Here is a 24,181-nt window from a genome sequence, read left to right as displayed (position 1 = left end):
CCCGCGAGTCTATCGGTCGCCACAGTGGGACTCGTAGATCGACCCAGTGCAACAACCGCCGGTAGGATGGAGTGTTCCCCTTTTCCCGCACTCATCGAGGTTCCCGAATGCCTTCCTTCCCCGTGCGTCGCCTTCTGCCCGTTGTCGCCCTGGCAGCAGCATCCGCCCTCCTCCTCAGCGCCTGCGCTGGACCCGCCGACGACGGCGGGTCCGCCGACACCGACGCCGAACTCGTCTGGGCCATCGAGGGGGCGAACCTCTCCGCAGGACACATGGATCCGCAGACCAGCCAGCTCGACGTATCGGGCATGGTGCAGCGCCAGGTGCTCGACTCGCTCGTCTTCCAGGAGGCCGATGGCTCGTTCTCGCCGTGGCTCGCCAAGAGCTGGAAGGTGTCGGACGACGGCCGCACGTACACCTTCGAACTGCGCGACGACGTCACCTTCTCCGACGGCACGGCGTTCGACGCCGCCGCAGTGAAGGCGAACTTCGACCGCATCGTCGACCCCGCGACGAAGTCTGCTCAGGCCGCCAGCATGCTCGGCGGCGAGCTGTACGCGGGCACCGAGGTGGTCGGCGAGCACACGGTCGAGGTCAGCTTCACCCAGCCGTATGCACCCTTCCTGCAGGCCGCCAGCACCGCGCAGCTCGGCTTCTGGTCGCCGAAGGTGCTCGAGAGCTCGGCCGATCAGCTCGCGGCAGGCGGTCCCGATGTCACGGTCGGCACCGGCCCGTTCGTGCTCAGCGAGTACACCGCCGACCAGGAGATCGTCTACACCCGCAACGACGACTACGCCTGGGGGCCGGACGGGGCCGAGGCTCCCAAGATCAAGACGCTCCGCATCGAGCTGCTGCCCGAGGCATCCGTCCGCGCCGGCGTGCTCTCGTCGGGCGAGGCCGACGTCGCCACCCAGCTGCCGCCGAACGTCGTCGCCGACCTCGGCGACGACATCACCGTGACGGCCAAGGAGTACCCCGGCCTGCCCTACTCGCTGTTCCTGAACGAGAAGCACGGCGTGTTCGCCGATCAGAAGGTGCGCCAGGCGTTCTCCCTGGCGATCGACATCGATGCGGCCGTCGACGAGATCTTCTTCGGCGAGTTCCCCCGTGCCTGGAGCATCCTCGGCCCGACCACCCCTGGTTACGACGAGTCGCTCGAGGGCACCTGGGCATTCGACGCCGACAAGGCGAACGCCCTTCTCGACGACGCCGGCTGGACGGAGCGTGGCGCAGACGGCATCCGGATGAAGGACGGCGAGCGTCTCTCAGCCCGCTGGATCGCCTGGACCCCGATCTCGGACGACCGCACGGCGCTGGCCAACGCCATTCAGTCCGACCTGAAGGACGTCGGCTTCGAGATCGTGCGCGAGAAGCTCGAGCCCGCCGCCTACAACGAGCAGTACGGCCCGAAGACCTACGACATCACCGACTGGGACTTCTCGGGCGTGGACGCCGATCTGCTGCGCAGCCACCTGGGGACCGACGGCTTCCAGAACGCCTCGCAGGTGAGCGACCCTGCTGTGGACGAGCTGCTCGAGCAGGGTCTCTCGACGTCCGACACCGCCGAGCGCGCGAAGATCTACACCGAGCTGCAGCAGTGGAACGCCGAGCACGTCGCGATCGTGCCGCTCTACGTGTCGTCGCTGATCACCGGCTCCGCGAAGGGCGTCGGGGGCATCGAGTACGACCTGTACGGCCGTCCGCTGTTCTACGACGCGAGCGTCAGCCGCTGACGTGCGGCACGCCCTGATCCGGATCGTGGGGATCGCCGCGTCTGCCGTCCTCGTGCTCTGGGGTGCGGCGACGCTGGCCTTCCTCGCGTTCCGGATCATCCCGGGCGATGCTGTCTCGGTCATGCTCGGCCCCCAGGCCAAGGTCAGCGATGCCGTCAAGGCAGGAGTGCGCGCGGAGCTCGGCCTCGACCGGCCGCCGCTCGAGCAGTACTTCTCGTACGTCGGCGGGCTGCTGCGCGGCGACCTCGGTACGTCATACCAGCTCCGGATGCCCGTCAGCGACGTCATCGGGCGCCAGCTCGGCTCCACGCTGCAGCTCACCGGTCTGGCCCTGCTGATCGCGATCCTCATCGCCCTGGCCGTGGCGCTGCTCGCGCGCAGGGGGATCGCTCGGGCGGCGGTCGTGACCGGGGAGCTGATCGTGCTCTCGTCGCCGGTGTTCTGGATCGGCATCGTGCTGCTCGCCGTCTTCGCCTTCAGCCTCGGATGGTTCCCCGTGGCAGGGACCCGCAGCCCCGCCACGGTCGTGCTGCCCGCCGTCACGCTCGCCCTCCCGGTGTCGGCGCTGATCAGCCAGGTGCTGCGAGACGGCATCGACGAGGCGGAGCGGCAGCCGTTCGCGGAGACAGCGCGCTCGCGCGGCGCGGGGCCCGCCCGCCTCGTGCTGCGTCACTCGCTGCGTCACGGCGCGGCCGGCGCCCTGACGCTCACCGCGTATCTCATCGGTTCGCTTCTCGGCGGTGCGGTGCTCGTCGAGACGGTCTTCGCCAGGCCGGGGCTCGGACGCGTGACGCTGACCGCCATCGTCGACCGCGACCTGCCCGTCGTCGCCGGCGTGATCATGCTCAGTGCTGCGGTCTTCGTCGTCGTGAACGTCATCGTCGAGCTGCTGCACCCGCTCATCGACGCGCGGCTGCGTGCTCGTCCCGCAGCCTTCGAAGCGCCCGCGATCGAGGAGCGGCGATGATCGCCAGACGTACCGCACTCGTCCTCGCGGTGATGTTCCTCGCCGCGGTCGCGCTCGCCGCGGTGTTCCCCGATGCCCTGGCAACTCATGATCCGCTGCGCGCCGACGTGCGCTCCGCTCTCGAGGCGCCGGGAGGAGCGCATCTCTTCGGCACGGATCAGTCGGGGCGCGACGTCTTCTCCCGCGTCGTCCACGGAGCCGGGCGCTCCGTCGGCATCGGTCTGCTCGCCACCCTGCTCGCCGTGGCCGTCGGTCTCGTGCTCGGCTCGCTGTCGGGCGTCGCGCCACGGATTCTCGACTCGGCGGCGATGCGCGCCACCGACGTCCTGCTCGCCTTCCCCGAGTTCCTCATCGCCCTGATCGTCGTGGCCGTGCTCGGACCCGGCGCGGTGAACGTCGCGATCGCCGTCACGATCGCCGCGGTGCCGGTGTACATCCGCCTCGCCCGCACGCAGACCCGCACGCTGCGCGTCGCCGAGCACGTCGAGGCTGCGCGCATTCTCGGCGTCGGGCCCGTGCGCACCTTCACGCGTCACGTCGCGCCTGGGGTGCTCGGATCGCTGAGCGTGCTCGCGACGATCGGCATCGGATCGAGCATCCTGGCCGCCGCAGGCCTCAGCTTCCTCGGCCTCGGGCCATCGGAGCCCGCACCGGAGTGGGGGCTGATGCTCTCGGGCGGTCGGAACGTCCTCGGCCGGGCCTGGTGGATCTCGGTCTTCCCCGGTCTGGCGATCACCCTCACGGTGATCAGCGCGACGGTCATCGGTCGTGCGCTGCGCGCCAGCGTGGAGGGGAGGCGCGCATGACTGCGGTCCGACTGCGCGGGCTGCGCATCGAGATCGACGCACAGCGCGTCGTGGACGGGGTGGACCTCGACGTCGCACCGGGGGAGTGCGTCGCCATCGTCGGCGAATCCGGAGCGGGCAAGTCCCTCACGGCGAGAGCCCTGCTCGGGATGCTGCCCGACGGTGCTCGCATGACGGTCGACGAGCTGCGGATCGACGGCACCGACGCCGCGGCGCTGGGTGAGTCCGGCTGGCGGAGGCTCCGTGGCCGGCGCGTCGCCCTCGTCTCGCAGGACGCTCTCGCCGCACTCGACCCGTTGCGCCGCATCGGCCGCGAGGTCGCCGAGCCCATGGAGATCCACGGCCTGCACCGAGGCCGTCGGGATGAGCGGGCCGTGCAGCTGCTGGAATCCGTCTCGCTGCCAGAACCGGGACACCGCGCCCGAAGCTATCCCCACGAGCTGTCAGGAGGCATGCGGCAGCGCGCCCTGATCGCCTCGGCGCTCGCCGCGGATCCCGCCGTGCTCGTCGCCGACGAGGCGACGACCGCACTGGATGCGACGGTGCAGGCGCGCATCCTCTCGCTGCTGCGATCGATAGCCGACCAGGGGCGCGCCGTGCTGTTCATCAGCCATGATTTCGCCGCGGTGCGCCGAGTGGCCGACCGCGTGCTGGTGATGCGCGAGGGGCGGATCATCGAGCAGGGAGCGGTCACCGAGGTCATGACCTCGCCGCGGGAGGCGTACACGCGGTCGCTCATCGAGGCGAGCGTCGCGACACCGCGCATGCAGGACGGCGTCTCAGGTGAGGTGCTGCTGGAGGTGCGTGAGGCATCGAAGCGGTTCGCGCGTCCTGCCGTCGTCGGGGCGACGTTCACGCTCAGATCAGGGCGAACGCTCGGCATCGTCGGCGAGTCGGGGTCGGGCAAGACGACGCTGGCCAGGCTGCTGATCGGCGTCGAGCGCCCCGACGAAGGCTCGATCGACTGGGCGCGTGCGCAGCGTGTGCAGCTCGTGCACCAGAACCCGCTCGGAGCCTTCGACCCGCGGTGGACGGTCGGCAGGTCGATCTCGGAGGCGCTGCAGGCGGCCGGCATGCCGCGCAGCGAACGCCCCCGAGCTGTCGTCCGGCTGCTGAGCGAGGTGGGTCTCGACGAGACGCTGGCTGCTCGACGCCCTCGGCAGCTCTCGGGCGGGCAGCGTCAGCGAGCGGCGATCGCGCGAGCGCTCGCCGCCGATCCGCAGGTGCTGGTGCTCGACGAACCGGTGTCGGCACTCGACCCCACGGTGCGCGCACGCGTCCTCGATCTGCTCTCGCGACTGCAGGTCGAACGGCAGCTCACGATGGTGTTCGTCGCGCACGATCTCGCGGTCATCGCCGCGGTGTGCGACGACGTGCTCGTGATGCGCGACGGGGTCATCGTCGAGCAGGGCGCCGTGAGCGAGGTGTTCGGGCGCCCTCGGCATCCGTTCACCCGAGAACTGGTGGCGGCCGCTGTCTGATCCGGCAGCGGAGCGCGCTCAGTCGCTGATGAGGATGCCGGCCGCCGTGGCGAAGACCGGCGCAAGCAGCTCCACCTGACGCAGCGTCAGCGTCGCGCCGCGCAATGCCGTGACGTCGAGGAAGCCCAGGGCGTCGAGTCCGCGAAGATCGAGATGCTCCGCTCGCATGCCGCGCGGGTCGACCTCGTCGCTGGACGTGGCTGCGAACGCCACACGCGAGAGCGTCGCGCCCGGCATGTCGAGGGCAGCGATCCTGCAGGAATCCACGCGCACGTCGACGGCCTTGCATCCGGCCAGCGTGAGGTAGTCGATGCGCACATCGCGCAGCTCGAGTTCGTGGACGCCGCTGTCGCTGAGATCCAGGGTCCCGAGGCGACCTCCTGAGATGCGCACACGACGGAGAGTCGATCGCCGTGCCGAGACCTTGGCGACGCGGAGATCGCGTACGTCCACATCCATCATCGTGGCGCCGTCGAGGTCGAGTGCCGACCCGCTGCCGCTGAGGACGCACTGCTCGAGCGTCGAATGCGCGAGATCGGCCTCGCCGTCTACTTCGATGATCGCGGCTCTCAGATCGGAACTGCGACGGGGAGCGGCGGGACTCACGATGTCCGGCAGATCGGGCTCCGAGACCAGGGGCGGGCGGAGGGCGGTGCGACGGCTGGCCATGCCCTCGACTCTATGCGGGTCCATGTAGCCTTCCTGCTCGTCCTGCTTGTCCTGCGCCTCCTGCGTCTCCCGCGCGTCCTGCGCCGTGCGCCGTGAGCCCTGCGCGGAGATGTGCGCTTCGCGCGGAGATGTGCGCTTCGCGCGGACGAGTTCGCTTCGCGCGGACGAGTTCGCGGGAGCTCTCCGCGGCAGGCGTACATCCCCGCGGCGAGAGCACCCGTTTCGAGTCTCCACAGTCGGGCGCTCAGGGCCAGTTGTCCCCAGACAGCGCGATTGCCGGATGCCCGGGCTGGCGCGTCGCCGGATCCTGAGCAGATGGTCGTCCCTTCAGCAGTCGAACTCGTCCAGCTCGTGAGGGCGCAGGGAGGGTATGCACGAATGGCGCTGATCACGGAGCACGGCTTCGCGCGACGAACCATCGAATCCGCCGTGTCGGCGGGAACGCTGACTCGTCCGCGTCGCGGCTGGATCGCCACGCCTGATCTCGCCCCGACTCTGCGTGACGCTGTGAAGACCGGCGTGGTGATCACCTGTCGCACGGCCGCGCAGCACTACAGGCTCTGGCTGCACGATGCATCCGGCAGACCCCACGTCGCTGTGCCGGAGTCCCACACAGGGAAGGTGGGTGTCGGCGCCAAGGTGCACTGGGGTGCGCCGCTGATCCCGCGTTCACCCGATGAGGTCATCGATCCGATCGAGAACACGCTCGGATACATCGCGGAGTGCGAGCCCTTCGAGCGTGCGCTCGCGACGTGGGACTCGGCGCTCAACAAGGGCCTGGTCCAGATCGACGCTCTCTCGCGACTGCCTCTGCGGCCGGCGGCTCGCCGCGTGCTCGCCTCTGCGTCTCCATTCGCGGATGCTGGACTCGAGACCTACTTGAGGCCCCGACTGCGTTGGCTGCGCCAACCCCTTCGCATCCAGATCTGGATCCACGGTCACCGCGTCGACGCCCTCCTCGGTGACCGTCTGGTGCTGCAGATCGACGGCAGGCACCACGTCGGAGCGCAGCGCTCGGAGGACATCAAGCACGACGCCGAGCTGATGCTGCTCGGGTACCACGTCATCAGGGTCTCGTACTCGCAGGTGATGTTCGACTGGCCCGCTGTGCAGGACGTGATCATGCGAGCCATCGCTCAGGGTCTGCATGTTCCGCGGTAGTCGTCTGTGCGCTTCGCGCGGAGATGTGCGCTTCGCGCGGACGAATTCGCGAGAGATCTCCGCGGCAGGCGTACATCTCCGCGGCAGGCGCACGGTGCAGGTCGGACGCACGGGCGGCGGGTCGGACGCACTCGCGGTGCGTCGGGCGCAGGCGAGGCGGGCGGGGTGGGCGCGGGTGCGGATGCGATGACCGCGGGGGCCGCGTAGAATGGGCGCATCAGCTGTGATCCGGCCATCACCGGGGAGCTCTCGGAAGAACCCTCCGCCTCGGCGGGGAAGTAGAACCGAGCGGGGCAGGCCCGTCATCGCCGCAGTGAGAGTGGCTTCGCGAGAAGCACGCAGGGTGGTACCGCGGTTCGTGCGTCAGCACGGGTCGTCCCTGCAGCAGCATCCGCCCACGACCACTGCGAGAGACGATGACCTACCCGCGCTCCTCCTTCGGCGCAGCAGCCGACGCCGTCACCCCGAGCCCGCGCTTCCCCGAGATCGAGCGCGAGGTGCTCGACTTCTGGAAGGCCGACGACACCTTCCGGGCCTCTATCGCGCAGCGCGACGGCGCCGACGAGTGGGTCTTCTACGACGGCCCTCCGTTCGCCAACGGACTGCCGCACTACGGTCACCTCCTGACCGGGTATGCGAAGGACGTCTTCCCCCGGTTCCAGACCATGCTCGGCAAGAAGGTCGATCGCGTCTTCGGGTGGGACACGCACGGTCTGCCCGCCGAGCTCGAGGCGATGAAGCAGCTCGGCATCACCGAGAAGAGCGAGATCGAGCAGATGGGCATCGACGTCTTCAACGCGAAGGCGCGCGACTCGGTGCTCACCTACACGCACGAGTGGCAGGACTACGTCACGCGTCAGGCCAGGTGGGTCGACTTCGAGCGCGGATACAAGACGCTCGACCTCGGCTACATGGAGAGCGTGCTGTGGGCGTTCAAGACCCTCTACGACAAGGGCCTCGCCTACGAGGGATACCGCGTGCTGCCGTATTGCTGGCGCGACGAGACGCCGCTGTCTGCGCACGAGCTGCGCATGGACGACGACGTGTACAAGGACCGTCAGGACCCGTCGGTCACGGTCACCTTCCCGCTCGTGGGAGCCAAGGCCGAGAGCCTGGGTCTCACCGCAGTGCGCGCGCTGGCCTGGACGACCACGCCCTGGACCCTTCCCACGAACCTCGCGCTCGTCGTCGGACCCGAGATCGAGTACGTCGTCGTGCCCGGCGGCCCGAACGGCGCCGCCGATATCGTCCCCGGCGACGACGTGGCCGAGAGCGACGCGCACCGCTACCTGCTCGCCCGCGACCTGCTGGGTGGCTACGCCAAGGACCTCGGGTACGAGTCGGCTGACGACGCGCTCGCCGCTGTGCAGCAGACCGTCCTCGGTCGCGACCTCGAGGACGTCGCGTACGACCGGCTCTTCGACTACTACGCGGATGCGGAGACCTGGGGCACCGAGAACGCCTGGCGCATCCTCGTCGACGACTACGTGACGACCACCGACGGCACAGGCATCGTGCACCAGGCGCCCGCCTACGGTGAGGACGACCAGCGGGTCACGAACGCCGCAGGCATCCCGACGATCATCTCCCTCGACGACGGCGGACGCTTCCTGTCGTCCGTGACAGACGTCGCCGGGCAGCTGTGGATGGATGCCAACACGCCGCTCATCCGCCTGCTGCGCGCCTCTGGCCGAATGCTGCGCGAGCAGAGCTACGTGCACTCCTATCCGCACTGCTGGCGCTGCCGGAACCCCCTGATCTACAAGGCCGTCTCGAGCTGGTTCATCCGCGTGACCGACATCAAGGACGACCTCCTCGCGAACAACGAGCAGATCACCTGGGTGCCCGAGAACGTGAAGTACGGTCAGTTCGGCAAGTGGCTCGAGGGGGCGCGCGACTGGTCTATCAGCCGTAACCGCTACTGGGGCTCGCCCATCCCGATCTGGAAGAGCGATGACCCCGAGTACCCGCGCGTCGACGCCTACGGATCGCTGGAGGAGCTGGAGCGCGACTTCGGCACGCTGCCCCGCAATCCCGAGGGCGAGATCGATCTGCACCGCCCCTACATCGACGACCTCACCCGGCCGAACCCCGACGACCCGACCGGGAACAGCACGATGCGCCGCATCGAAGACGTCTTCGATGTCTGGTTCGACTCCGGTTCGATGCCGTATGCACAGGTGCACTATCCCTTCGAGAACCAGGAGTGGTTCGATTCCCACGCGCCGGCCGACTTCATCGTCGAGTACATCGGGCAGACCCGTGGGTGGTTCTACGTCATGCACGTCCTGTCGACCGCGCTGTTCAACCGTCCGGCCTTCACAGGGGTGAGCTGCCACGGCATCGTGCTCGGCAGCGACGGCTACAAGATGTCGAAGTCGCTGCGCAACTATCCCGATGTCAGTGAGGTGCTCGACCGCGACGGTTCGGATGCCATGCGCTGGTTCCTCATGTCGAGCTCGGTGCTGCGCGGCGGCAACCTCGCCGTCACGGAGGAGGGCATCCGCGCTGGTGTGCGGGAGTTCATCCTGCCGCTGTGGAACTCGTGGTACTTCTTCGCGACCTACGCCAACGCGAGCGGCGGCTACGAGGCCGCGTGGCGCACCGACAGCACCGACGTGCTGGACCGGTACATCCTGGCGCGCCTCGGCGATCTCGTGCGCGAGGTGCGTGTCGACCTCGAGGGGCTCGACTCCACAACCGCATCGGCGCGTCTGCGCGACTTCGCCGAGGTGCTGACGAACTGGTACATCCGCCGCTCGCGGGACCGGTTCTGGGAGGGCGTGAGCGAAGACCCCAAGAGCCGCGAGGCGTTCGACACCCTCTACACGGTGCTCGAGACGCTCACCCGCGTGGCGGCTCCGCTCGTGCCGCTCATCAGCGAGCGCGTCTGGCAGGGTCTGACCGGCGGGCGCAGCGTGCATCTGACCGACTGGCCGGATGCGGCCGTGTTCCCGGCGGCCGACGAGGTGCGCGACGCGATGGATGCGGTGCGCGAGCTGTCGAGCGTGGGCAACGCCCTGCGCAAGAAGGAGAAGCTGCGCGTGCGTCTTCCGCTCGCGCGCCTGACCGTCGTGTCGCCGCTCGCCGCGGACCTCGCCCAGTTCGAGGGGATCCTGCAGGAGGAGCTGAACGTGAAGTCGGTCGAGCTCGTGCAGCTCGCCGAGACCACGGCATCCGACTATGGCATCAGTCACCGCCTCAGCGTCAACGCCCGCGCTGCCGGTCCGCGCCTCGGCAAGGAGGTGCAGAAGGTCATCCGGGCGGCGAAGGAGGGCTTCTGGACCGAAGAGGGCGGAGTGGTGACCGCCGACGGCGTCGCTCTCGAGCCGCACGAGTACGACCTGGTGCTCGAGACGTCCGGCCGGCCCGAGGGTGAGGCGCTCGCGCTGGTTCCCGGCGGCGGATTCATGCTGCTCGACACTGCGACCACGCCCGAGCTGGAAGCAGAGGGACTCGCGCGCGACGTGATCCGCGCCGTGCAGGACACGCGCAAGAACGCCGGCTTCGACGTCAGCGACCGCATCCGTCTCGCGCTGCGCTTCGACGACGCCGAAGACGGGGATGCCGTGTACTCAGCGTTCGAGATCGCCGACGTCGCGGGCGAGACGCTCGCGCTGGAGCACGCCCTGCTGGGCGCGGACGACGTACTGGCGGAGAGCGAGTTCTCCGCGGTCATCGCCAAGGGAACCTATGCGAACCGCGGCGACTTCACCGTCGCCGTCTCGAGGATCGGAGCCTCAGAGTGAGTGACGTCCAGCGTGCCGACATCGTCTACGAGAAGCTGCTCGAGCGTGCGGGGGAGCGGTGGGTCCAGCCCCGCAAGGAGCGGGTCGCCCGCATCCTCACCCTGCTCGACGACCCGCAGCGCACCTACCGGGTCGTGCACATCACCGGTACGAACGGCAAGACCTCGACGGCCCGCATGATCGAGAGCCTGCTGCGCTCGCACGGTCTGCGAACCGGCCTGTTCACCAGTCCTCACCTCAAGCGGTTCACCGAGCGCATCATGATCGACGGCGAGCCGATCGCCGACGGTGCGATCGCGGACGCCTGGGACGAGATCGAGCCGTTCGTCGGCATCGTCGACGCCGAGCTCGAGACCGCGGGCGACGCTCCGCTCACCTTCTTCGAGCTGCTGACCGTGCTCGCGTTCGTCGCCGCATCGGATGCGCCCGTGGACGTGCTCGTGCTCGAGGTCGGCATGGGGGGATCCTGGGATTCGACGAACACGGCCGATGGCGATGTCGCGGTCTTCGCTCCGATCGACATGGACCACGCCGACCGCCTCGGCGACACGGTCGAGGCGATCGCCGAGGTCAAGGCAGGGATCATCAAGGACGGCGCCGCCGTCGTCTCCGCCGAGCAGAAGCCGGAGGTCGCTGCCGTGCTTCGCCGGGTGGCCGGTGAGAAGGACGCGACGATCGCGTTCGAGGGCGAGCAGTTCGGGCTCAGCGAGCAGAAGCTCGCCGTCGGGGGTCAGCTGATCAGCATCCGCGGCCTCGCGGGGGAGTACACCGACGAGTATCTGCCGCTGTACGGCGCGCACCAGGGCCACAACGCCGCTCTCGCGGTGGCGGCCGTGGAGTCGCTGATCGGCGGCGCCTCGCAGCGCATCGTCGGCGACATCCTCGCGGACGGCCTGCAGAACGCCACGTCGCCCGGACGGCTTCAGCTGCTCGGCATCGCGCCGACCGTGGTCGTCGACGCCGCTCACAACCCGCACGGAGCCGCCGCCCTCGCACGATCGCTCGACGACAGCTTCGACTTCGACGAGTGGGCTCTAGTGCTGGGCGTCTTCGCAGACAAGGACGCCGCGGGCATCGTCGACGCGCTGCTGCCGCAGGTGGCAGAGGTCTTCGCGACGGCTCCCGATTCCGATCGAGCGGCGGATGCCGATGCCATCGCCGACCTGGTGGAGGAGCGTGGACGCCGCGCGAGCGTGCATCCCACCCTCGCCGACGCCGTCGATGCCGCGCGCGAATGGGCGGCCTCCGCCGATCGCCGCGCCGTCGTCATCGCCGGGTCCATCGTGCTCGCGGGCGAGGCGATCCTGCTCTCCGAGGAGGAGGACTGGAAGTCGGGGTGGCGCGCGTGAGCGCCCGCGCGCCCAGAGCGCCTCGTCCTCGCACGCAGCGCACCCTGGTGCAGAAGCTCGGCTCGATCGTGCTCGGCTTCGAGGCCGTCGGCGCGCTGCTCGCTGGTCTCGTGATCTTCGGACTCGACGCCCTGCCCGCGGGCATCCCGTCGTGGTGGGGGATCGTCGCAGGCGTGGTGGTCGCCGTCGCCCTCATCGGTGTCGCCGGGTCGATCACCAGGCCATGGGCGATCCCGGCAGGGTGGGTCCTGCAGGGCGTCATCGCCCTCGGCGGCATCTTCGAGCCCGCCATCATCTTCGTGGTGCTGATTTTCGGCGGCATGTGGGCGTATGCGACGATCGGTGGGGCCCGAATCGACCGACAGCGGCCGGCGGGCCCGCCGGCAGAACCTCACACAGAGAGCGAATGACATGGCCACTGAAGAAACCCTCGTCCTCGTCAAGCCCGACGGCGTCGCCCGCGGCCTGACCGGCAGCATCCTCGCCCGCATCGAGGCGAAGGGCTACGCGCTCGTCGACCTGCGTCTGGTCGAGCCCGACCGAGACCGCCTTGCGGCGCACTATGCCGAGCACGAGGGCAAGCCGTTCTACGAGCCGCTTCTCGAGTTCATGATGTCGGGCCCGTCGGTGGCGATCCGCCTCGCGGGCAACCGTGTCATCGAGGGCTTCCGCTCGCTCGCGGGCACGACCGATCCGACCACTGCCGCTCCCGGCACCATCCGCGGCGACTTCGGCCGGGATTGGGGCCTCAAGGTGCAGCAGAACCTCGTGCACGGCTCCGACAGCCCCGAGTCGGCTGCGCGCGAGCTCGGCATCTGGTTCGACTGAACCCCGACCGCAGACGAAGAGAGGGATGCCCGCACGGGCATCCCTCTCTTCGTCTGCGCATCTGCCTGCGTCAGAAGATCATGCCGACGACCTCGCCGAGCAGGTCGAGGCCGGCGAGCTGAGCCATCGCGATGATGATCGCGTAGGCGACGATCGTCGCCAGCGGCACCCAGACCATCAGGCGTCCGGCGCGTTCGCGCATCGCGGCCGAACGACCCAGCGTGCCGTTGCGGATGAGATGCAGCGTCGTCGCCAAGAAGGTGGGGATGGTGACAGACCACGTCGCCATGCACCACGGGCAGAGGGTGTGCAGGCTGTAGATGCTCTGGCCGATGAGCCAGCACACGAAGAGGAAGGCCCCGAGCACGCCGACGCCGAACAGCCCCCAGAACCAGCGCGGGAATCGCACGCCGGCGAGCACGGCCACGCCCATCACCAGTACCGCCATCCACGCGGTCACGCCGATGAGGGGGTTGGGGAACCCGAACACCTCGCCCTGCCACGACGAGAGGTTCTTGTCGCACTGCAGCATCACGCTCACGTAGCAGCTGGTGGTCTCGCCCGGGTTCTCGAGAACGTAGAACTTCTCCATGGTGAGCTGGAACGCCGCCCACCAGCCGACGATCGTGGCGAAGACGAGCCAGATTCCGTAGCCGACATGGCGGGAGCGCTGCGTGGTCATGGCGCGATTATCCCAACGGTGTCTATGCGGCTCGGGTGAATCGCGGCGCGCGAGTCGAACGCGTGCGGTCGTCGGCGTCGGGTAGTGCGATAATGGCTCAAGACGACGTCGCGTGCATTCGCGATCGAATCGACAAGACTTCGGGGTCATGTGCCCCAGGTGGTCGCGCCGCAGAGCCGACCGCCAGCCGATTGAGTTCGCGGCCGCTGTTTCGCCGCACGAGTTTTCGCGGCGCACGCAGTGCCCGCGCAGGGAGCTAGCCAGAGATGGCCGATGAGAACGATGACAACAACACCCCCACCCTCGACGAGACGCCGGCGCAGCCGGTAGTCGAGGACGCCCGGACCGCCGAGACGGCTGAGCCCGTCGCGGAGCCGGATGCTGTGGAGCAGCCCGCCGCGGACGACCAGTCCGCTGCGGATGCGCCCGCCGAGCGCGACGGGGATCCAGACGCGGAAGCCGCACCACAGGCATCCGCGGAGTCCGAGGCTCAGTCGGAGCCGGAGACGGCCGCAGAGCCTGAGACGGGCGCGGAGCCCGAGCCTCAGCCGCAGCCGGAGACGGTCGCGGAGCCCGAGACGGCTGCGGAGCCCGAGGCTCCGAAGCCGGTGACGGCCGTGAGCCTGGGGCTGCTGCCCGAGGTCTTCGTCTCGAAGGTGTCGACCCAGCTGCACTTCTACGCACCCGAGGTGGTGCCGCTGCCCGCGCGCAGCAGCCGTGACGACGACGAGGGTGACGACCGCGGCAGCGCCTTCCGCCGTGGCCGTGGCCGTCGCCGCGGGGAGGGTGACGACCAGCGCGAAGAGCCGCGCCAGCGTCAGCGCCAGGTGGAGTACATCACCGAGCCGAAGGCCATCAAGGGCTCGACGCGCCTCGAGGCCAAGAAGCAGCGCCGTCGCGACGGTCGCGATGCCGGTCGCCGTCGTCCCGTTGTGACCGAGGCCGAGTTCCTCGCCCGCCGCGAGTCGGTCGACCGCATGATGGTCGTGCGCGCCAAGAACGGCCGCACCCAGATCGGCGTGCTCGAAGACGACGTGCTCGTCGAGCATTACGTCGCCCGCAATCAGGACGCGTCGCTGATCGGCAACGTGTACCTGGGTCGCGTGCAGAACGTGCTGCCCAGCATGGAGGCCGCGTTCGTCGACATCGGCCGCGGCCGCAACGCCGTGCTGTACTCGGGCGAGGTCGACTGGGATGGTGTCGAGACCGGCAACCAGCCGCGCCGCATCGAGCTCGCTCTGAAGGCCGGCGACCGCGTTCTCGTGCAGGTCACCAAGGACCCTGTCGGACACAAGGGAGCCCGCCTCACCAGCCAGATCTCGCTTCCCGGCCGGTACCTCGTGTACGTGCCGGGCGGATCGATGAACGGCATCTCGCGCAAGCTCCCCGACAACGAGCGCGCCCGCCTGAAGCGCATCCTCAAGGAGGTGCTCCCCGAGTCGTCGGGCGTGATCGTCCGCACTGCGGCCGAGGGCGCCACCGAGGAGCAGCTGACGCGCGACGTGCAGCGGCTCACCTCGCAGTGGGAGCACATCCAGAAGCAGGTGCAGACGCAGCAGGCTCCGGCGCTGCTGCACGCCGAGCCCGACCTGCTGGTCAAGATCGTGCGCGATGTCTTCAACGAAGACTTCACCCGCATGACGATCCAGGGCGACGACGCGCAGCGCACCATCCGCGCGTACCTCGAGAGCGTCGCCCCCGATCTGCTCGAGCGCGTCGAGACCTACACCGACGACGTCGACCCGTTCGACGCGTACCGCATCACCGAGCAGATCGAGAAGGCGCTCGACCGCAAGGTCTGGCTGCCCTCGGGCGGCTCGCTCGTGATCGACCGCACCGAGGCCATGACGGTCGTCGACGTCAACACCGGCAAGTTCGTCGGCTCTGGCGGAAACCTCGAAGAGACCGTCACCAAGAACAACCTCGAGGCCGCCGAGGAGATCGTCCGCCAGCTGCGTCTGCGCGACATCGGCGGCATCATCGTCGTCGACTTCATCGACATGGTGCTCGAGTCCAACCGCGATCTCGTGCTGCGCCGCCTGGTGGAGTGCCTGAGCCGCGACCGCACGAAGCATCAGGTCGCCGAGGTCACCTCGCTCGGCCTCGTGCAGATGACCCGCAAGAAGCTCGGCCTCGGTCTGCTCGAGACCTTCAGCGAGGCATGCGACGTGTGCGCCGGCCGAGGCGTGATCGTGCACCACGATCCTGTGGTCAAGCATCGCAGTGGCAACGGCGGCTCGAGCAACGGCGGCGGTCAGAACCGTCGCTCGCGCGGCGGATCGCAGTCGCAGCAGCCCGCCGCCGCTCAGGCACAGCAGCCGCAGGCGAACGGCGGCACGCACAGCATCACCGAGGGTGCGAAGTCGGCTCTCGCCGCGATCGCCGCCTCGACCATCGTCGCGAACGGTGAGACCCCCGGCGAGCAGCCGGCTGCAGCCGAGCCGCAGACCGTCGTCGAGGCGCCTGCGCAGAGCGAGCGCCCGAAGAAGCGCAAGAAGCGCGGCGGCGACCGCAAGGCGCCGAAGACCGAGACCGAGCAGCTGCTCGACTCCGTGCTCGACGCGCTTCCTGAGCCGAAGGCCCCTGGACAGGGACGCAACCGCCGTCGCGTCACGACCGCCATGCTCACGCCCAACGCCTCGCAGGCACAGGGCGAGGGATCAGCGCCGGTCGCGGGCTCGAACCCGGAGTCCTGAGCGGATCAGTCGCCTGGTGAGCTCCTTGCCGCCCACGTGCACCGCACCGGCGGCGAGGAGTCTCGGCAGCGAGTCCTCGGGAACGTCGTAGTGGTCGCGGTCGAAGGCGCGAGCGGGGATGCCCTGCTCTGCGGCGAACGCATGCAGCTCCGCCAGATCCGAGTCGCTGACGAGATGCGCCCAGAGCCGGCCGTGCGCTGGCCAGATGGGGTCGTCGACGAGAACGGTCATGTCGCGATCTTAGGACCGGGACACACCTCCGGCCTCGCTTTGCGGCATCGGCGATGATCCGGTAAAGTTGTCCTTTGGTGCGAGACCCCTGACGGCTTTTCCGGTCGCAGGAGAAGTCTTGCGTCTGCACCCGTCGCCCCGGGCGATGTACGCAAGCAACAGTCTTCCCGTGAGATTCCCGGAGCGATCCGCTCCCCAACGAAACAGGTATGAAGTGGTTTACGCAGTAGTGCGCGCCGGTGGCCGGCAGGAGAAGGTCGAGGTCGGCACGATCGTTCAGCTCGACCGTGTTCAGGCTGCCCAGGGCGAGAACATCGAGCTTCCCGCCGTGCTTCTCGTCGACGGTGCCTCTGTGACCACCGACGCCGACAAGCTGGCGAAGGTCAAGGTCACGGCTGAGGTTCTCGGCAACCTCCGCGGACCGAAGATCGTCATCCAGAAGTACAAGAACAAGACCGGCTACAAGAAGCGCCAGGGCCACCGTCAGGAGCTCACGCGCGTCAAGATCACCGGCATCAAGTAAGCACGGAAGAGGCTCAGACATGGCACATAAGAAGGGCGCGAGCTCGACCCGCAACGGTCGTGACTCCAACGCACAGCGACTCGGCGTGAAGCGCTTCGGCGGTCAGACCGTCAACGCCGGCGAGATCCTCGTCCGTCAGCGCGGCACCCACTTCCACCCCGGCGCAGGCGTCGGTCGTGGCGGCGACGACACGCTGTTCGCTCTCGAGGCGGGCGCTGTCGAGTTCGGCAAGAAGGGCGGCCGCAAGGTCGTCAACATCGTCGCAGCTGCTCAGTAAGAGCAGCAGACTTCCTGGACGGGGCGGGCTTCGGCTCGCCCCGTCCTCGTATCCCAGCACAACCCTCGGAGGAGCACGCACATGGTCACGTTCGTCGACACCGTCACGCTGCACCTTCGCGCCGGCAAGGGCGGCAACGGCTGCGTCTCGGTCCGTCGTGAGAAGTTCAAGCCGCTCGGCGGCCCCGACGGCGGAAAGGGCGGCGATGGCGGAGACATCATCCTCATCGCCGACCCCCAGGTGACGACGCTGCTGTCGTACCACCACTCGCCGCACCGCACCGGTGGCAACGGCGGCTTCGGCATGGGAGATCTCCGCTCGGGCTACGACGGCGAGTCCCTCGAGCTGCCCGTGCCGGTCGGCACCGTGGTCAAGAGCGTCGAGGGCGAAGTCCTGCACGACATGATCACCCCGGGCGAGCGGTACGTGGTGGCCGAGGGCGGTCGCGGAGGGCTCGGCAACGCGGCTCTCGCCTCACCCAAGCGCAAGGCTCCCGGCTTCGCGCTGCTGGGCACGCCAGGTCAGGAGTGCTCGGTCGTCCTCGAGCTCAAGACCGTCGCGGATGTCGCCCTCGTGGGCTACCCGTCGGCCGGCAAATCGAGCCTGATCGCCGCGCTGTCGGCAGCGCGACCGAAGATCGCCGACTACCCGTTCACCACGCTGCACCCGAACCTCGGCGTCGTGCAGGCCGGCGACAGCCGCTACACCGTCGCCGACGTGCCCGGACTGATCGAGGGTGCGAGCGAGGGCAAGGGCCTCGGGCTGGAGTTCCTTCGGCATGTCGAGCGCTGCAGCGCTCTGCTGCACGTCCTCGACTGCGCGACGCTCGAGCCCGGGCGCGACCCGCTCTCCGACCTCGACGTCATCCTCGCCGAGCTCGCCGCGTACGAGGTGCCCGAGGGGCAGAAGCCGCTGCTCGAGCGCCCGCAGCTCGTCGCCCTCAACAAGGTGGACGTCCCTGAGGCGCGCGATCTCGCCGAGATGGTGCGCCCCGAGATCGAGGCGCGCGGCTTCCGCGTGTTCGAGATCTCTGCGGTCGCCCATCAGGGCCTGCGCCCGCTCAGCTTCGCGCTGGCCGAGCTCGTCGACCAGCACCGCGCCGAGGTCGCCGCCGAGATTCCGCGTGAGCGCGTCGTGATCCGTCCGAAGGGCGCCAGGGAGGAGTTCTCGATCCGCGTCGAGGGCGGCACCTACGGCAACGTCTACCGCGTGCTCGGCGAGAAGCCGTGGCGCTGGGTTCAGCAGACCGACTTCCAGAACGAGGAGGCTGTCGGCTACCTCGGTGACCGCCTCGAGCGCCTCGGCGTCGAGGACGCCCTGTTCAAGGCCGGCGCCGTCCCGGGGGCGACCGTCATGATCGGCACCGGCGACAACAGCGTGGTCTTCGACTGGGAGCCCTCGATCGCCTCGACGGCCGAGCTGATGAGCTCGCCGCGCGGTACCGATGTCCGCATCGGCGGGTCGAACCGTCGTACCACGGCCGAACGTCGCGAGCAGTACCACGAGATGATGGATGCCAGGGCTGCAGCCCGGGCGGAGCTCGAGGAGAAGCGCCTCGCATCCCGCGAGGACGAGGAATGACCGCGCGCACCCGCGCGGAGCTCGCGACCGCGGGGCGGATCGTCGTGAAGGTCGGCTCGTCGTCGATCAGCGGCGAGTCGTCGTGGCGCATCCCGATGATCGTGCAGGCGCTGTCATCGGCGCATCGCCGCGGTTCCGAGATCATCCTCGTCTCCTCAGGCGCGATCGCCACGGGCATCCCGTTTCTGGCGCTCGACTCCCGTCCGACCGATCTGGCGACCCAGCAGGCCGCTGCGGCGGTCGGACAGAACGTGCTCGTCTTCCGCTACCAGGAGGCGCTGCGGCCGTTCGGCATCGTCGCCGGCCAGGTGCTGCTGACGACGGGCGACCTCGAGAACCCGACATCTCGCAGCAACGCCAGGCGCGCGATGGAGCGGCTGCTGTCGCTGCGCATCCTGCCCATCGTCAATGAGAACGACACGGTCGCGACGCAGGAGATCCGCTTCGGAGACAACGATCGGCTCGCGGCCCTGGTCGCCCAGCTCGTCGGCGCCGACGCCCTCGTGCTGCTGAGCGATGTCGAGTCGCTGTACACGAAGCCGCCGACCGACCCGACGGCGGTGCCGATCGACGAGATACCCGCCGACTCCGATCTGAGCGGGCTCGAGTTCGGTGCGTCAGTCGTCAACAGCGTCGGCACCGGGGGAGCGGCCACCAAGGTCTCCGCGGCCAGAATGGCGGCGGGATCGGGCATCGGCGTGCTGGTCACGAGCGCCGACCTCGTGGGCAAGGCTCTCGAGGGCGCGCAGATCGGCACCTGGTTCGCACCCTCTGTCACGGCCTGACGGCGGACGTCACGGCGGCCCGGGGGCTGCTCGGCCGTCGATACACTGACCGGATGAGCACTTCCTCCGTCACCGACGCCCCCGCGGACACCGCGCTGGATCGCCTGACGCGCGCAAAGGAGGCCTCTCGCTCGGTCGCCCGTCTGACCAGCGGCGAGAAGGCCGACCTGCTCGAGGCGATCGCCGCCGCGATCGAATCGAGCACGGCGCGCATCGTCGAGGCGAACTCCCGCGATGTCGAGCGAGGACGGGCGGATGCCATCGGCGACGCGCTCATCGACAGGCTGCGGCTGGATGAGCGGCGCGTCGCGGCCCTTGCCGCCGCGGTCCGTGACGTCGCCACCCTGCCCGACCCGGTCGGTCAGGTCGTGGGCGGGCACCGAATGCCGAACGGCGTGGCTCTCGAGCAGGTGCGCGTGCCCTTCGGGGTGGTCGGAGCGATCTACGAGGCACGGCCGAACGTGACCGTCGACATCGCCGCGCTCGCGCTGCGCTCGGGCAACGCGGTCGTGCTGCGGGGCGGCAGCGCCGCACGGGACTCGAACACGGTTCTCGTCTCGGTCATGCGCCAGGCTGTCGAGGCGCTCGGGCACGATCCCGAAGCGATCCAGAGCGTTGATGACTTCGGACGGGAGGGCGCGAAGGCCATGATGCACGCCCGCGGGCTCATCGACGTGCTGGTGCCGCGTGGCAGCGCCTCTCTCATCGAGACCGTGGTCACCGAGTCGACGGTGCCGGTCATCGAGACCGGGGCCGGCGTAGTGCACATCGTGATCGACGAGTCGGCGCCGATGGACTGGGCGCGCGACATCGTCGTCAACGCGAAGGTGCAGCGACCCAGCGTGTGCAACGCCGTCGAGACGCTGCTCGTGCATCGCCAGGCAGCCCCTCAGCTCGTGCCTGTCATCGCCAGCGCTCTGCTCAGTGAGGGCGTGGCGATCCATGGAGACGACATGGTCGTCGGCCTCGTCGCGGGTACGATCCCGGCCACCGACGAGGACTGGGCCACCGAGTACCTGGGGCTCGAGATCGCGATCAAGGTCGTCGATGACCTCGACGAGGCACTCGCGCACATCCGTCGCTACAGCACGGGTCACACGGAGTCGATCATCACGACCGATTCGCGCAACGCCGAGCGCTTCCTGGCCGAGGTCGATTCCGCTGTCGTGATGGTCAACGCCTCCACGCGGTTCACCGACGGTGCGGAGTTCGGCTTCGGTGCCGAGGTGGGCATCTCGACGCAGAAGCTCCACGCGCGCGGCCCCATGGGCCTCGGCGAGCTGACCAGCACGAAGTGGCTCGCGCGCGGGTCCGGTCAGATCCGCGGCTGAGGACTAGACTGGACAGGCGTTTGCTCGCCAGGTCACGAACGGAGTCAGGATGAACCTCGTCGCACAGATTGCGATGGCCGCAGCCGAGACGGAGCACCACGGCAACGTGGCTGCCGAAACCTTCATCTTCGGTGTCATCGCCGCGATCATCTTCGCCGTGATGGGCCTGGTGACGCTGTCTTTCCGCAACGTCGCCAACCGTCACGCGGCCAAGGCCGAGGCGTACGCGCTGAAGCACGGCAAGGACGGCCACGGCCACGGCCACTAGGACCGCATGCACGATTCCACCGCTCGAGCACCGCGCATCGGCGTGATGGGTGGCACGTTCGACCCCATCCACCATGGTCACCTGGTCGCGGCGAGCGAGGTGGCGCACTCGTTCGACCTCGATGAGGTCGTGTTCGTGCCCACAGGGCAGCCGTGGCAGAAGCAGAACGTCTCACCGAGCGAGCATCGCTACCTGATGACGGTCATCGCGACGGCATCCAATCCCGACTTCACCGTGAGCCGGGTCGATATCGATCGCGACGGTCCGACATACACGATCGACACCCTGCGCGATCTCAAGGCGCAGCGACCCGACGCCGAGCTGTTCTTCATCACCGGGGCCGATGCCGTGGCGCAGATTCTCAGCTGGAGGGACCATGATGAACTGTGGGATCTCGCCCACTTCGTCGCCGTCTCTCGACCAGGCCACGTGCTGAGCACGGACGGACTGCCCACCGAGGATGTGAGTCAGCTCGAAGTGCCGGCGCTGTCGATCTCATCGACGGACTGCCGAGAGCGCGTCGCCGACGGGCAGCCGGTCTGGTACCTGGTACCGGATGGCGTGGTCCAGTACATCGCGAAGCATCATCTGTATCGGAGCAAGGCATGAGCACTGAAGAGGACGGGCACACCCTCACGCGCAAGCAGCTGCGTGAGCTTCGTCTGACCGGCTCGACACCGGTCGTCGGCGGTGAGGAGGCCGCGGCTGCCGCTCAGCCGGAGCCTGCCGAGCTGCAGGTCGCCGAGCCCTCCGACGAGACGACCGCTCCGACACCTTCCGCTGGGCCACAGTCCGTGCCGCCCGCAGCCTCGCCGTTGACCCGTCGCGCCGCGCGCGAGCAGGAGCGCATTCGCACCGGGTCCGTCCCCGTGGTCGCCACTGGCGAGCAGCCGGTCGCTGACGAGCCGGCCGTCGCGCAACCGGTCGTCGACGAGCCGGTGGTCCAGCAGCCCGTCGTCGACGAGCCTGTCATCGAGCAGGTCACGCCGGATGAGCCGTCTGTCGAGTCGCCCGGCCTCGTGTCGGGCATCCCCGCTTTCGCTCCCCAGCCCGCACAGGCGCCGCGCGTCGACGCGCCGTCGGAGCCCGCTGACTCGGAGCCGGCCGCCGACGAGCCTGCCCCGTTCGAGCCGATCTCAGCTGAGTCCGGCGTCGATTCGCAGACCGAGCCGACCGTCGGTTCTGCGGCCGCGCAGGTGATAGAGACCGAGAGCGAAGCGGATCGTCCGATGGTCGGTGCCGCGTTCGGCATCGGCGTCAAGAGGTCACACGGCGAACACGCTGCTCCCGCAGCGTTCGACGAACTGCTCGAGAGCGGTTCCGCCGGCCCCCACAAGACTGCGAGCACCCTCATCTTCACGCCGTCGCCGGGGGCGGGGTCGCTCTCGGGGCCCGTCGCGTCCACCGGTGAGCTGCTGATCACCGGCACCTATCAGCTTCCTGAGGGCGTCGGCTCGCAGGGCCACGCACTCGGCACCACTGACGGCAAAGACATCGACGCCGTGCTGCTCGACGGCGAGCTCGCTCCCGCCTCGTCGCCCACCCCGATCGCCGCCAGCTCGGCGATCAGCACCTCCAAGCCCGCGGGCGAGGTCATCCGACCGCCCGCCCCCGACAAGAGCAACAAGCTCACTCTGACCCTGGCGATCGTCGCCGGTGGTCTCGCGCTCGCGCTGGCCGCGTCGCTCATCATCGCTTTCACTTCAGGAGTCCTCGGTTGATGCAATCCCCTCAGACCGCCGTTGAGATGCTGCAGATCGCCGCGCGCGCGGCGGATGCGAAGGGCGGGGAGGACCTCATCGCCCTCAACGTCTCCGAGCCGCTGCCGCTCGTCGACATCTTCCTTCTCGTCACCGGAAACAGCGAGCGCAACGTCGCCGCCATCGCGGACGAGATCGAGGACCAGCTTCTCGAGGCCGGTCACCGTCGCGTGCGCCGTGAAGGCCGGGCCGAGTCGCGCTGGGTGCTGCTCGACTTCGGTGACCTCGTCGTGCACGTCTTCCACTCCGAGGAGCGCGTCTACTACGGGCTCGAGCGTCTCTGGAAGGACTGCCCGGTCGTTCCGATCGAGCTTCCCGCCCCCGCCGCGGGGGAGTGACGGTGAGCGTCTCCGTCGTCGACCCGGTCGACGCGGCGGCGCTCATCGAATGGAGCGCTGCGATCCGGCGATCATGTGTCGAAGACCGCGTCGGGGCCTGGTGGCCGAGCGACGAGAGCGTTCTGGCGCAGTTCGCCGACCCGCCTTCGGGCCGTCGCCGCTGGGCGCTCGTCTATCACGCTGACGACGGCTCTGTCGCGGGCGCGGCGGATGTGGCGGTGAGCGACGGCGATCCTGCAGAGGTCACTGTCGGAGTGCTCCCCGAACACCGTCGTCGCGGTCGCGGTACGGCGCTCTGGGAGGCCGCGCGAGAGCTGCTCGCTGAGCACTCGCCTGCTGTCGTGCAGTCAGAGACGTGGTCAGCGCCGGGAGTGGCCTTCGCGGAGCGCATCGGCCTGTCGATCGCGAACAGCGAGTTCCGGATGCTGCGCGACAGCGCGTCCGCGGCGCCCGATGCCCCTGCGGTCTCGGGCGTGGACGTCGTCGCGTGGACGGGGGCCGTTCCCGATGGGCTCCTCGGTGACTGGGTGCGCCTGAACGCGAGCATGCGCGATGATGTGCCCCTGGGCGAGCTCACCAGGCGGGCGACCGTGATCGACCCGGACTGGGTGCGTGCTCATGAGAAGCGCATGAGCGATCAGGGGTGGATCCTCGTTCGGGCGATGGCGCGCGCAGGATCGCGCGGCGTCGGCTACACGGTGATCTTCGTCGCGAGAGACGGTGACGAGATCATCGTGCAGGATGACACCTTCGTCGAGGGCGCGTATCGCGGCCGCGGAATCGCGCGATTGCTCAAGGCTGAGAATCTACGGCAGCTGCGCTCGGTGCCGGCGGCGGCCGCCGCACGATGGGTGCAGACGTCGACCGCCGTCGACAACAGCGCCATGCTCTCGTTGAACCGGGCGATCGGCTTCGAGGTCGCCGATATCTCGTACGCTCTCGAGGGGCCCCTCGCGATCAGCTGAC

At 69.0% G+C, this 24,181-nt stretch carries 23 protein-coding genes; 20 read left to right on the top strand and 3 right to left on the bottom strand.

Annotation, left to right across the window (positions count from 1 at the left end; all coding sequences use genetic code 11):
- The first annotated feature begins 107 nt into the window (after window positions 1-107).
- The 4 genes from JOE67_RS01950 to JOE67_RS01935 are packed head-to-tail and all read left to right on the top strand — an operon-like array spanning window position 108 to window position 4,987.
- Complete coding sequence (locus JOE67_RS01950; RefSeq protein ID WP_204973858.1) at window positions 108-1,733, top strand: ABC transporter substrate-binding protein; 1,626 nt, start codon at window positions 108-110, stop codon at window positions 1,731-1,733.
- A gap of 1 nt (window position 1,734) precedes the next feature.
- Window positions 1,735-2,700 (top strand): ABC transporter permease subunit, encoded by a 966-nt coding sequence (locus JOE67_RS01945; RefSeq protein ID WP_204973857.1) that lies wholly within the window; start codon window positions 1,735-1,737, stop codon window positions 2,698-2,700.
- On the top strand, window positions 2,697-3,506 hold the full coding sequence (locus JOE67_RS01940) for an ABC transporter permease (RefSeq protein WP_204973856.1): 810 nt from the start codon (window positions 2,697-2,699) through the stop codon (window positions 3,504-3,506). Before JOE67_RS01945 ends, JOE67_RS01940 begins: the two co-directional genes overlap by 4 nt.
- Window positions 3,503-4,987 carry an ATP-binding cassette domain-containing protein gene (locus JOE67_RS01935; protein ID WP_204973855.1) on the top strand — a complete coding sequence of 495 codons (1,485 nt, stop codon included), beginning with the start codon at window positions 3,503-3,505 and terminating at the stop codon, window positions 4,985-4,987. Before JOE67_RS01940 ends, JOE67_RS01935 begins: the two co-directional genes overlap by 4 nt.
- 18 nt (window positions 4,988-5,005) lie before the next feature.
- Here the strand turns inward: JOE67_RS01935 and JOE67_RS01930 are convergent, their stop codons facing one another.
- A complete protein-coding gene (locus JOE67_RS01930; RefSeq protein WP_204973854.1) occupies window positions 5,006-5,656 on the bottom strand; it encodes a pentapeptide repeat-containing protein in 651 nt (216 codons plus the stop codon).
- A 378-nt stretch (window positions 5,657-6,034) separates the two neighbouring features.
- Between JOE67_RS01930 and JOE67_RS01925 the strand changes: the two genes are divergently transcribed.
- The 5 genes from JOE67_RS01925 to ndk all read left to right on the top strand — a co-directional run bounded on the left by JOE67_RS01925 (window position 6,035) and on the right by ndk (window position 12,743).
- Window positions 6,035-6,817, top strand: a complete 783-nt coding sequence (locus tag JOE67_RS01925) for an endonuclease domain-containing protein (RefSeq protein WP_239527947.1) — start codon at window positions 6,035-6,037, stop codon at window positions 6,815-6,817.
- A 416-nt stretch (window positions 6,818-7,233) separates the two neighbouring features.
- Window positions 7,234-10,566 carry an isoleucine--tRNA ligase gene (gene ileS, locus JOE67_RS01920; RefSeq protein ID WP_204973852.1) on the top strand — a complete coding sequence of 1,111 codons (3,333 nt, stop codon included), beginning with the start codon at window positions 7,234-7,236 and terminating at the stop codon, window positions 10,564-10,566.
- Window positions 10,563-11,915: a glutamate ligase domain-containing protein gene (locus JOE67_RS01915; protein WP_204973851.1), complete on the top strand. Its 1,353-nt coding sequence runs from the start codon at window positions 10,563-10,565 to the stop codon at window positions 11,913-11,915. Before ileS ends, JOE67_RS01915 begins: the two co-directional genes overlap by 4 nt.
- Complete coding sequence (locus JOE67_RS01910; protein WP_338041464.1) at window positions 11,912-12,325, top strand: DUF4233 domain-containing protein; 414 nt, start codon at window positions 11,912-11,914, stop codon at window positions 12,323-12,325. The genes JOE67_RS01915 and JOE67_RS01910 overlap by 4 nt, the downstream gene beginning before the upstream one ends.
- 1 nt (window position 12,326) lies before the next feature.
- Window positions 12,327-12,743, top strand: a complete 417-nt coding sequence (gene ndk, locus JOE67_RS01905; protein ID WP_071643142.1) for a nucleoside-diphosphate kinase — start codon at window positions 12,327-12,329, stop codon at window positions 12,741-12,743.
- Window positions 12,744-12,813: 70 nt separating this feature from the next.
- Here ndk and JOE67_RS01900 read toward each other — a convergent pair whose 3' ends face one another.
- Window positions 12,814-13,425: a vitamin K epoxide reductase family protein gene (locus JOE67_RS01900; protein ID WP_204973849.1), complete on the bottom strand. Its 612-nt coding sequence runs from the start codon at window positions 13,423-13,425 to the stop codon at window positions 12,814-12,816.
- Between the two features lie 266 nt (window positions 13,426-13,691).
- Between JOE67_RS01900 and JOE67_RS01895 the strand changes: the two genes are divergently transcribed.
- Window positions 13,692-16,121, top strand: coding sequence for an Rne/Rng family ribonuclease (locus JOE67_RS01895; RefSeq protein ID WP_204973848.1), 2,430 nt, complete (start codon window positions 13,692-13,694; stop codon window positions 16,119-16,121).
- Here the strand turns inward: JOE67_RS01895 and JOE67_RS01890 are convergent.
- Window positions 16,086-16,352 (bottom strand): DUF4031 domain-containing protein, encoded by a 267-nt coding sequence (locus tag JOE67_RS01890; RefSeq protein WP_204973847.1) that lies wholly within the window; start codon window positions 16,350-16,352, stop codon window positions 16,086-16,088. The genes JOE67_RS01895 and JOE67_RS01890 overlap by 36 nt on opposite strands.
- A gap of 214 nt (window positions 16,353-16,566) precedes the next feature.
- Between JOE67_RS01890 and rplU the strand changes: the two genes are divergently transcribed.
- The 10 genes from rplU (at window position 16,567) to JOE67_RS01840 (ending at window position 24,180) form a co-directional block, all read left to right on the top strand.
- Complete coding sequence (gene rplU, locus JOE67_RS01885; protein ID WP_182253397.1) at window positions 16,567-16,875, top strand: 50S ribosomal protein L21; 309 nt, start codon at window positions 16,567-16,569, stop codon at window positions 16,873-16,875.
- Between the two features lie 19 nt (window positions 16,876-16,894).
- Window positions 16,895-17,152, top strand: coding sequence for a 50S ribosomal protein L27 (gene rpmA / locus JOE67_RS01880; protein WP_193596248.1), 258 nt, complete (start codon window positions 16,895-16,897; stop codon window positions 17,150-17,152).
- An 81-nt stretch (window positions 17,153-17,233) separates the two neighbouring features.
- Window positions 17,234-18,733, top strand: a complete 1,500-nt coding sequence (gene obgE / locus JOE67_RS01875; protein ID WP_204973846.1) for a GTPase ObgE — start codon at window positions 17,234-17,236, stop codon at window positions 18,731-18,733.
- Window positions 18,730-19,518 (top strand): glutamate 5-kinase, encoded by a 789-nt coding sequence (proB, locus tag JOE67_RS01870; RefSeq protein WP_204973845.1) that lies wholly within the window; start codon window positions 18,730-18,732, stop codon window positions 19,516-19,518. Before obgE ends, proB begins: the two co-directional genes overlap by 4 nt.
- A gap of 53 nt (window positions 19,519-19,571) precedes the next feature.
- Complete coding sequence (locus tag JOE67_RS01865; protein WP_204973844.1) at window positions 19,572-20,849, top strand: glutamate-5-semialdehyde dehydrogenase; 1,278 nt, start codon at window positions 19,572-19,574, stop codon at window positions 20,847-20,849.
- Window positions 20,850-20,898: 49 nt separating this feature from the next.
- A complete protein-coding gene (locus tag JOE67_RS01860; RefSeq protein ID WP_204973843.1) occupies window positions 20,899-21,117 on the top strand; it encodes a hypothetical protein in 219 nt (72 codons plus the stop codon).
- Window positions 21,118-21,123: 6 nt separating this feature from the next.
- The gene (gene nadD, locus JOE67_RS01855; RefSeq protein WP_204973842.1) at window positions 21,124-21,726 is read left to right on the top strand and encodes a nicotinate-nucleotide adenylyltransferase; all 603 of its coding nucleotides are present in this window, start codon (window positions 21,124-21,126) and stop codon (window positions 21,724-21,726) included.
- Complete coding sequence (locus tag JOE67_RS01850) at window positions 21,723-22,838, top strand: hypothetical protein (RefSeq protein ID WP_204973841.1); 1,116 nt, start codon at window positions 21,723-21,725, stop codon at window positions 22,836-22,838. The genes nadD and JOE67_RS01850 overlap by 4 nt, the downstream gene beginning before the upstream one ends.
- On the top strand, window positions 22,838-23,215 hold the full coding sequence (rsfS, locus tag JOE67_RS01845) for a ribosome silencing factor (RefSeq protein ID WP_204973840.1): 378 nt from the start codon (window positions 22,838-22,840) through the stop codon (window positions 23,213-23,215). The genes JOE67_RS01850 and rsfS overlap by 1 nt, the downstream gene beginning before the upstream one ends.
- Window positions 23,216-23,217: 2 nt before the next feature.
- Window positions 23,218-24,180 carry a GNAT family N-acetyltransferase gene (locus tag JOE67_RS01840; protein ID WP_204973839.1) on the top strand — a complete coding sequence of 321 codons (963 nt, stop codon included), beginning with the start codon at window positions 23,218-23,220 and terminating at the stop codon, window positions 24,178-24,180.
- The last annotated feature ends 1 nt before the right edge of the window (window position 24,181 follow it).

It is taken from the genome of Microbacterium esteraromaticum, from assembly GCF_016907315.1.
Classification (GTDB): domain Bacteria; phylum Actinomycetota; class Actinomycetes; order Actinomycetales; family Microbacteriaceae; genus Microbacterium; species Microbacterium esteraromaticum.
This window is presented reverse-complemented; position numbering and strand designations above follow the sequence as displayed.

Excerpts from the sequence above, each read along its gene's own strand:
- JOE67_RS01950 (WP_204973858.1), top strand. The coding sequence starts at position 108 with ATGCCTTCCTTCCCCGTGCGTCGCCTTCTGCCCGTTGTCGCCCTGGCA.
- JOE67_RS01940 (WP_204973856.1), top strand. The coding sequence starts at position 2,697 with ATGATCGCCAGACGTACCGCACTCGTCCTCGCGGTGATGTTCCTCGCC.
- JOE67_RS01935 (WP_204973855.1), top strand. The coding sequence starts at position 3,503 with ATGACTGCGGTCCGACTGCGCGGGCTGCGCATCGAGATCGACGCACAG.
- JOE67_RS01930 (WP_204973854.1), bottom strand. The coding sequence starts at position 5,656 with ATGGCCAGCCGTCGCACCGCCCTCCGCCCGCCCCTGGTCTCGGAGCCC.
- JOE67_RS01925 (WP_239527947.1), top strand. The coding sequence starts at position 6,035 with ATGGCGCTGATCACGGAGCACGGCTTCGCGCGACGAACCATCGAATCC.
- ileS (WP_204973852.1), top strand. The coding sequence starts at position 7,234 with ATGACCTACCCGCGCTCCTCCTTCGGCGCAGCAGCCGACGCCGTCACC.
- ndk (WP_071643142.1), top strand. The coding sequence starts at position 12,327 with ATGGCCACTGAAGAAACCCTCGTCCTCGTCAAGCCCGACGGCGTCGCC.
- JOE67_RS01900 (WP_204973849.1), bottom strand. The coding sequence starts at position 13,425 with ATGACCACGCAGCGCTCCCGCCATGTCGGCTACGGAATCTGGCTCGTC.
- JOE67_RS01895 (WP_204973848.1), top strand. The coding sequence starts at position 13,692 with ATGGCCGATGAGAACGATGACAACAACACCCCCACCCTCGACGAGACG.
- JOE67_RS01890 (WP_204973847.1), bottom strand. The coding sequence starts at position 16,352 with ATGACCGTTCTCGTCGACGACCCCATCTGGCCAGCGCACGGCCGGCTC.
- rpmA (WP_193596248.1), top strand. The coding sequence starts at position 16,895 with ATGGCACATAAGAAGGGCGCGAGCTCGACCCGCAACGGTCGTGACTCC.
- obgE (WP_204973846.1), top strand. The coding sequence starts at position 17,234 with ATGGTCACGTTCGTCGACACCGTCACGCTGCACCTTCGCGCCGGCAAG.
- proB (WP_204973845.1), top strand. The coding sequence starts at position 18,730 with ATGACCGCGCGCACCCGCGCGGAGCTCGCGACCGCGGGGCGGATCGTC.
- JOE67_RS01865 (WP_204973844.1), top strand. The coding sequence starts at position 19,572 with ATGAGCACTTCCTCCGTCACCGACGCCCCCGCGGACACCGCGCTGGAT.
- JOE67_RS01860 (WP_204973843.1), top strand. The coding sequence starts at position 20,899 with ATGAACCTCGTCGCACAGATTGCGATGGCCGCAGCCGAGACGGAGCAC.
- nadD (WP_204973842.1), top strand. The coding sequence starts at position 21,124 with ATGCACGATTCCACCGCTCGAGCACCGCGCATCGGCGTGATGGGTGGC.
- JOE67_RS01850 (WP_204973841.1), top strand. The coding sequence starts at position 21,723 with ATGAGCACTGAAGAGGACGGGCACACCCTCACGCGCAAGCAGCTGCGT.
- rsfS (WP_204973840.1), top strand. The coding sequence starts at position 22,838 with ATGCAATCCCCTCAGACCGCCGTTGAGATGCTGCAGATCGCCGCGCGC.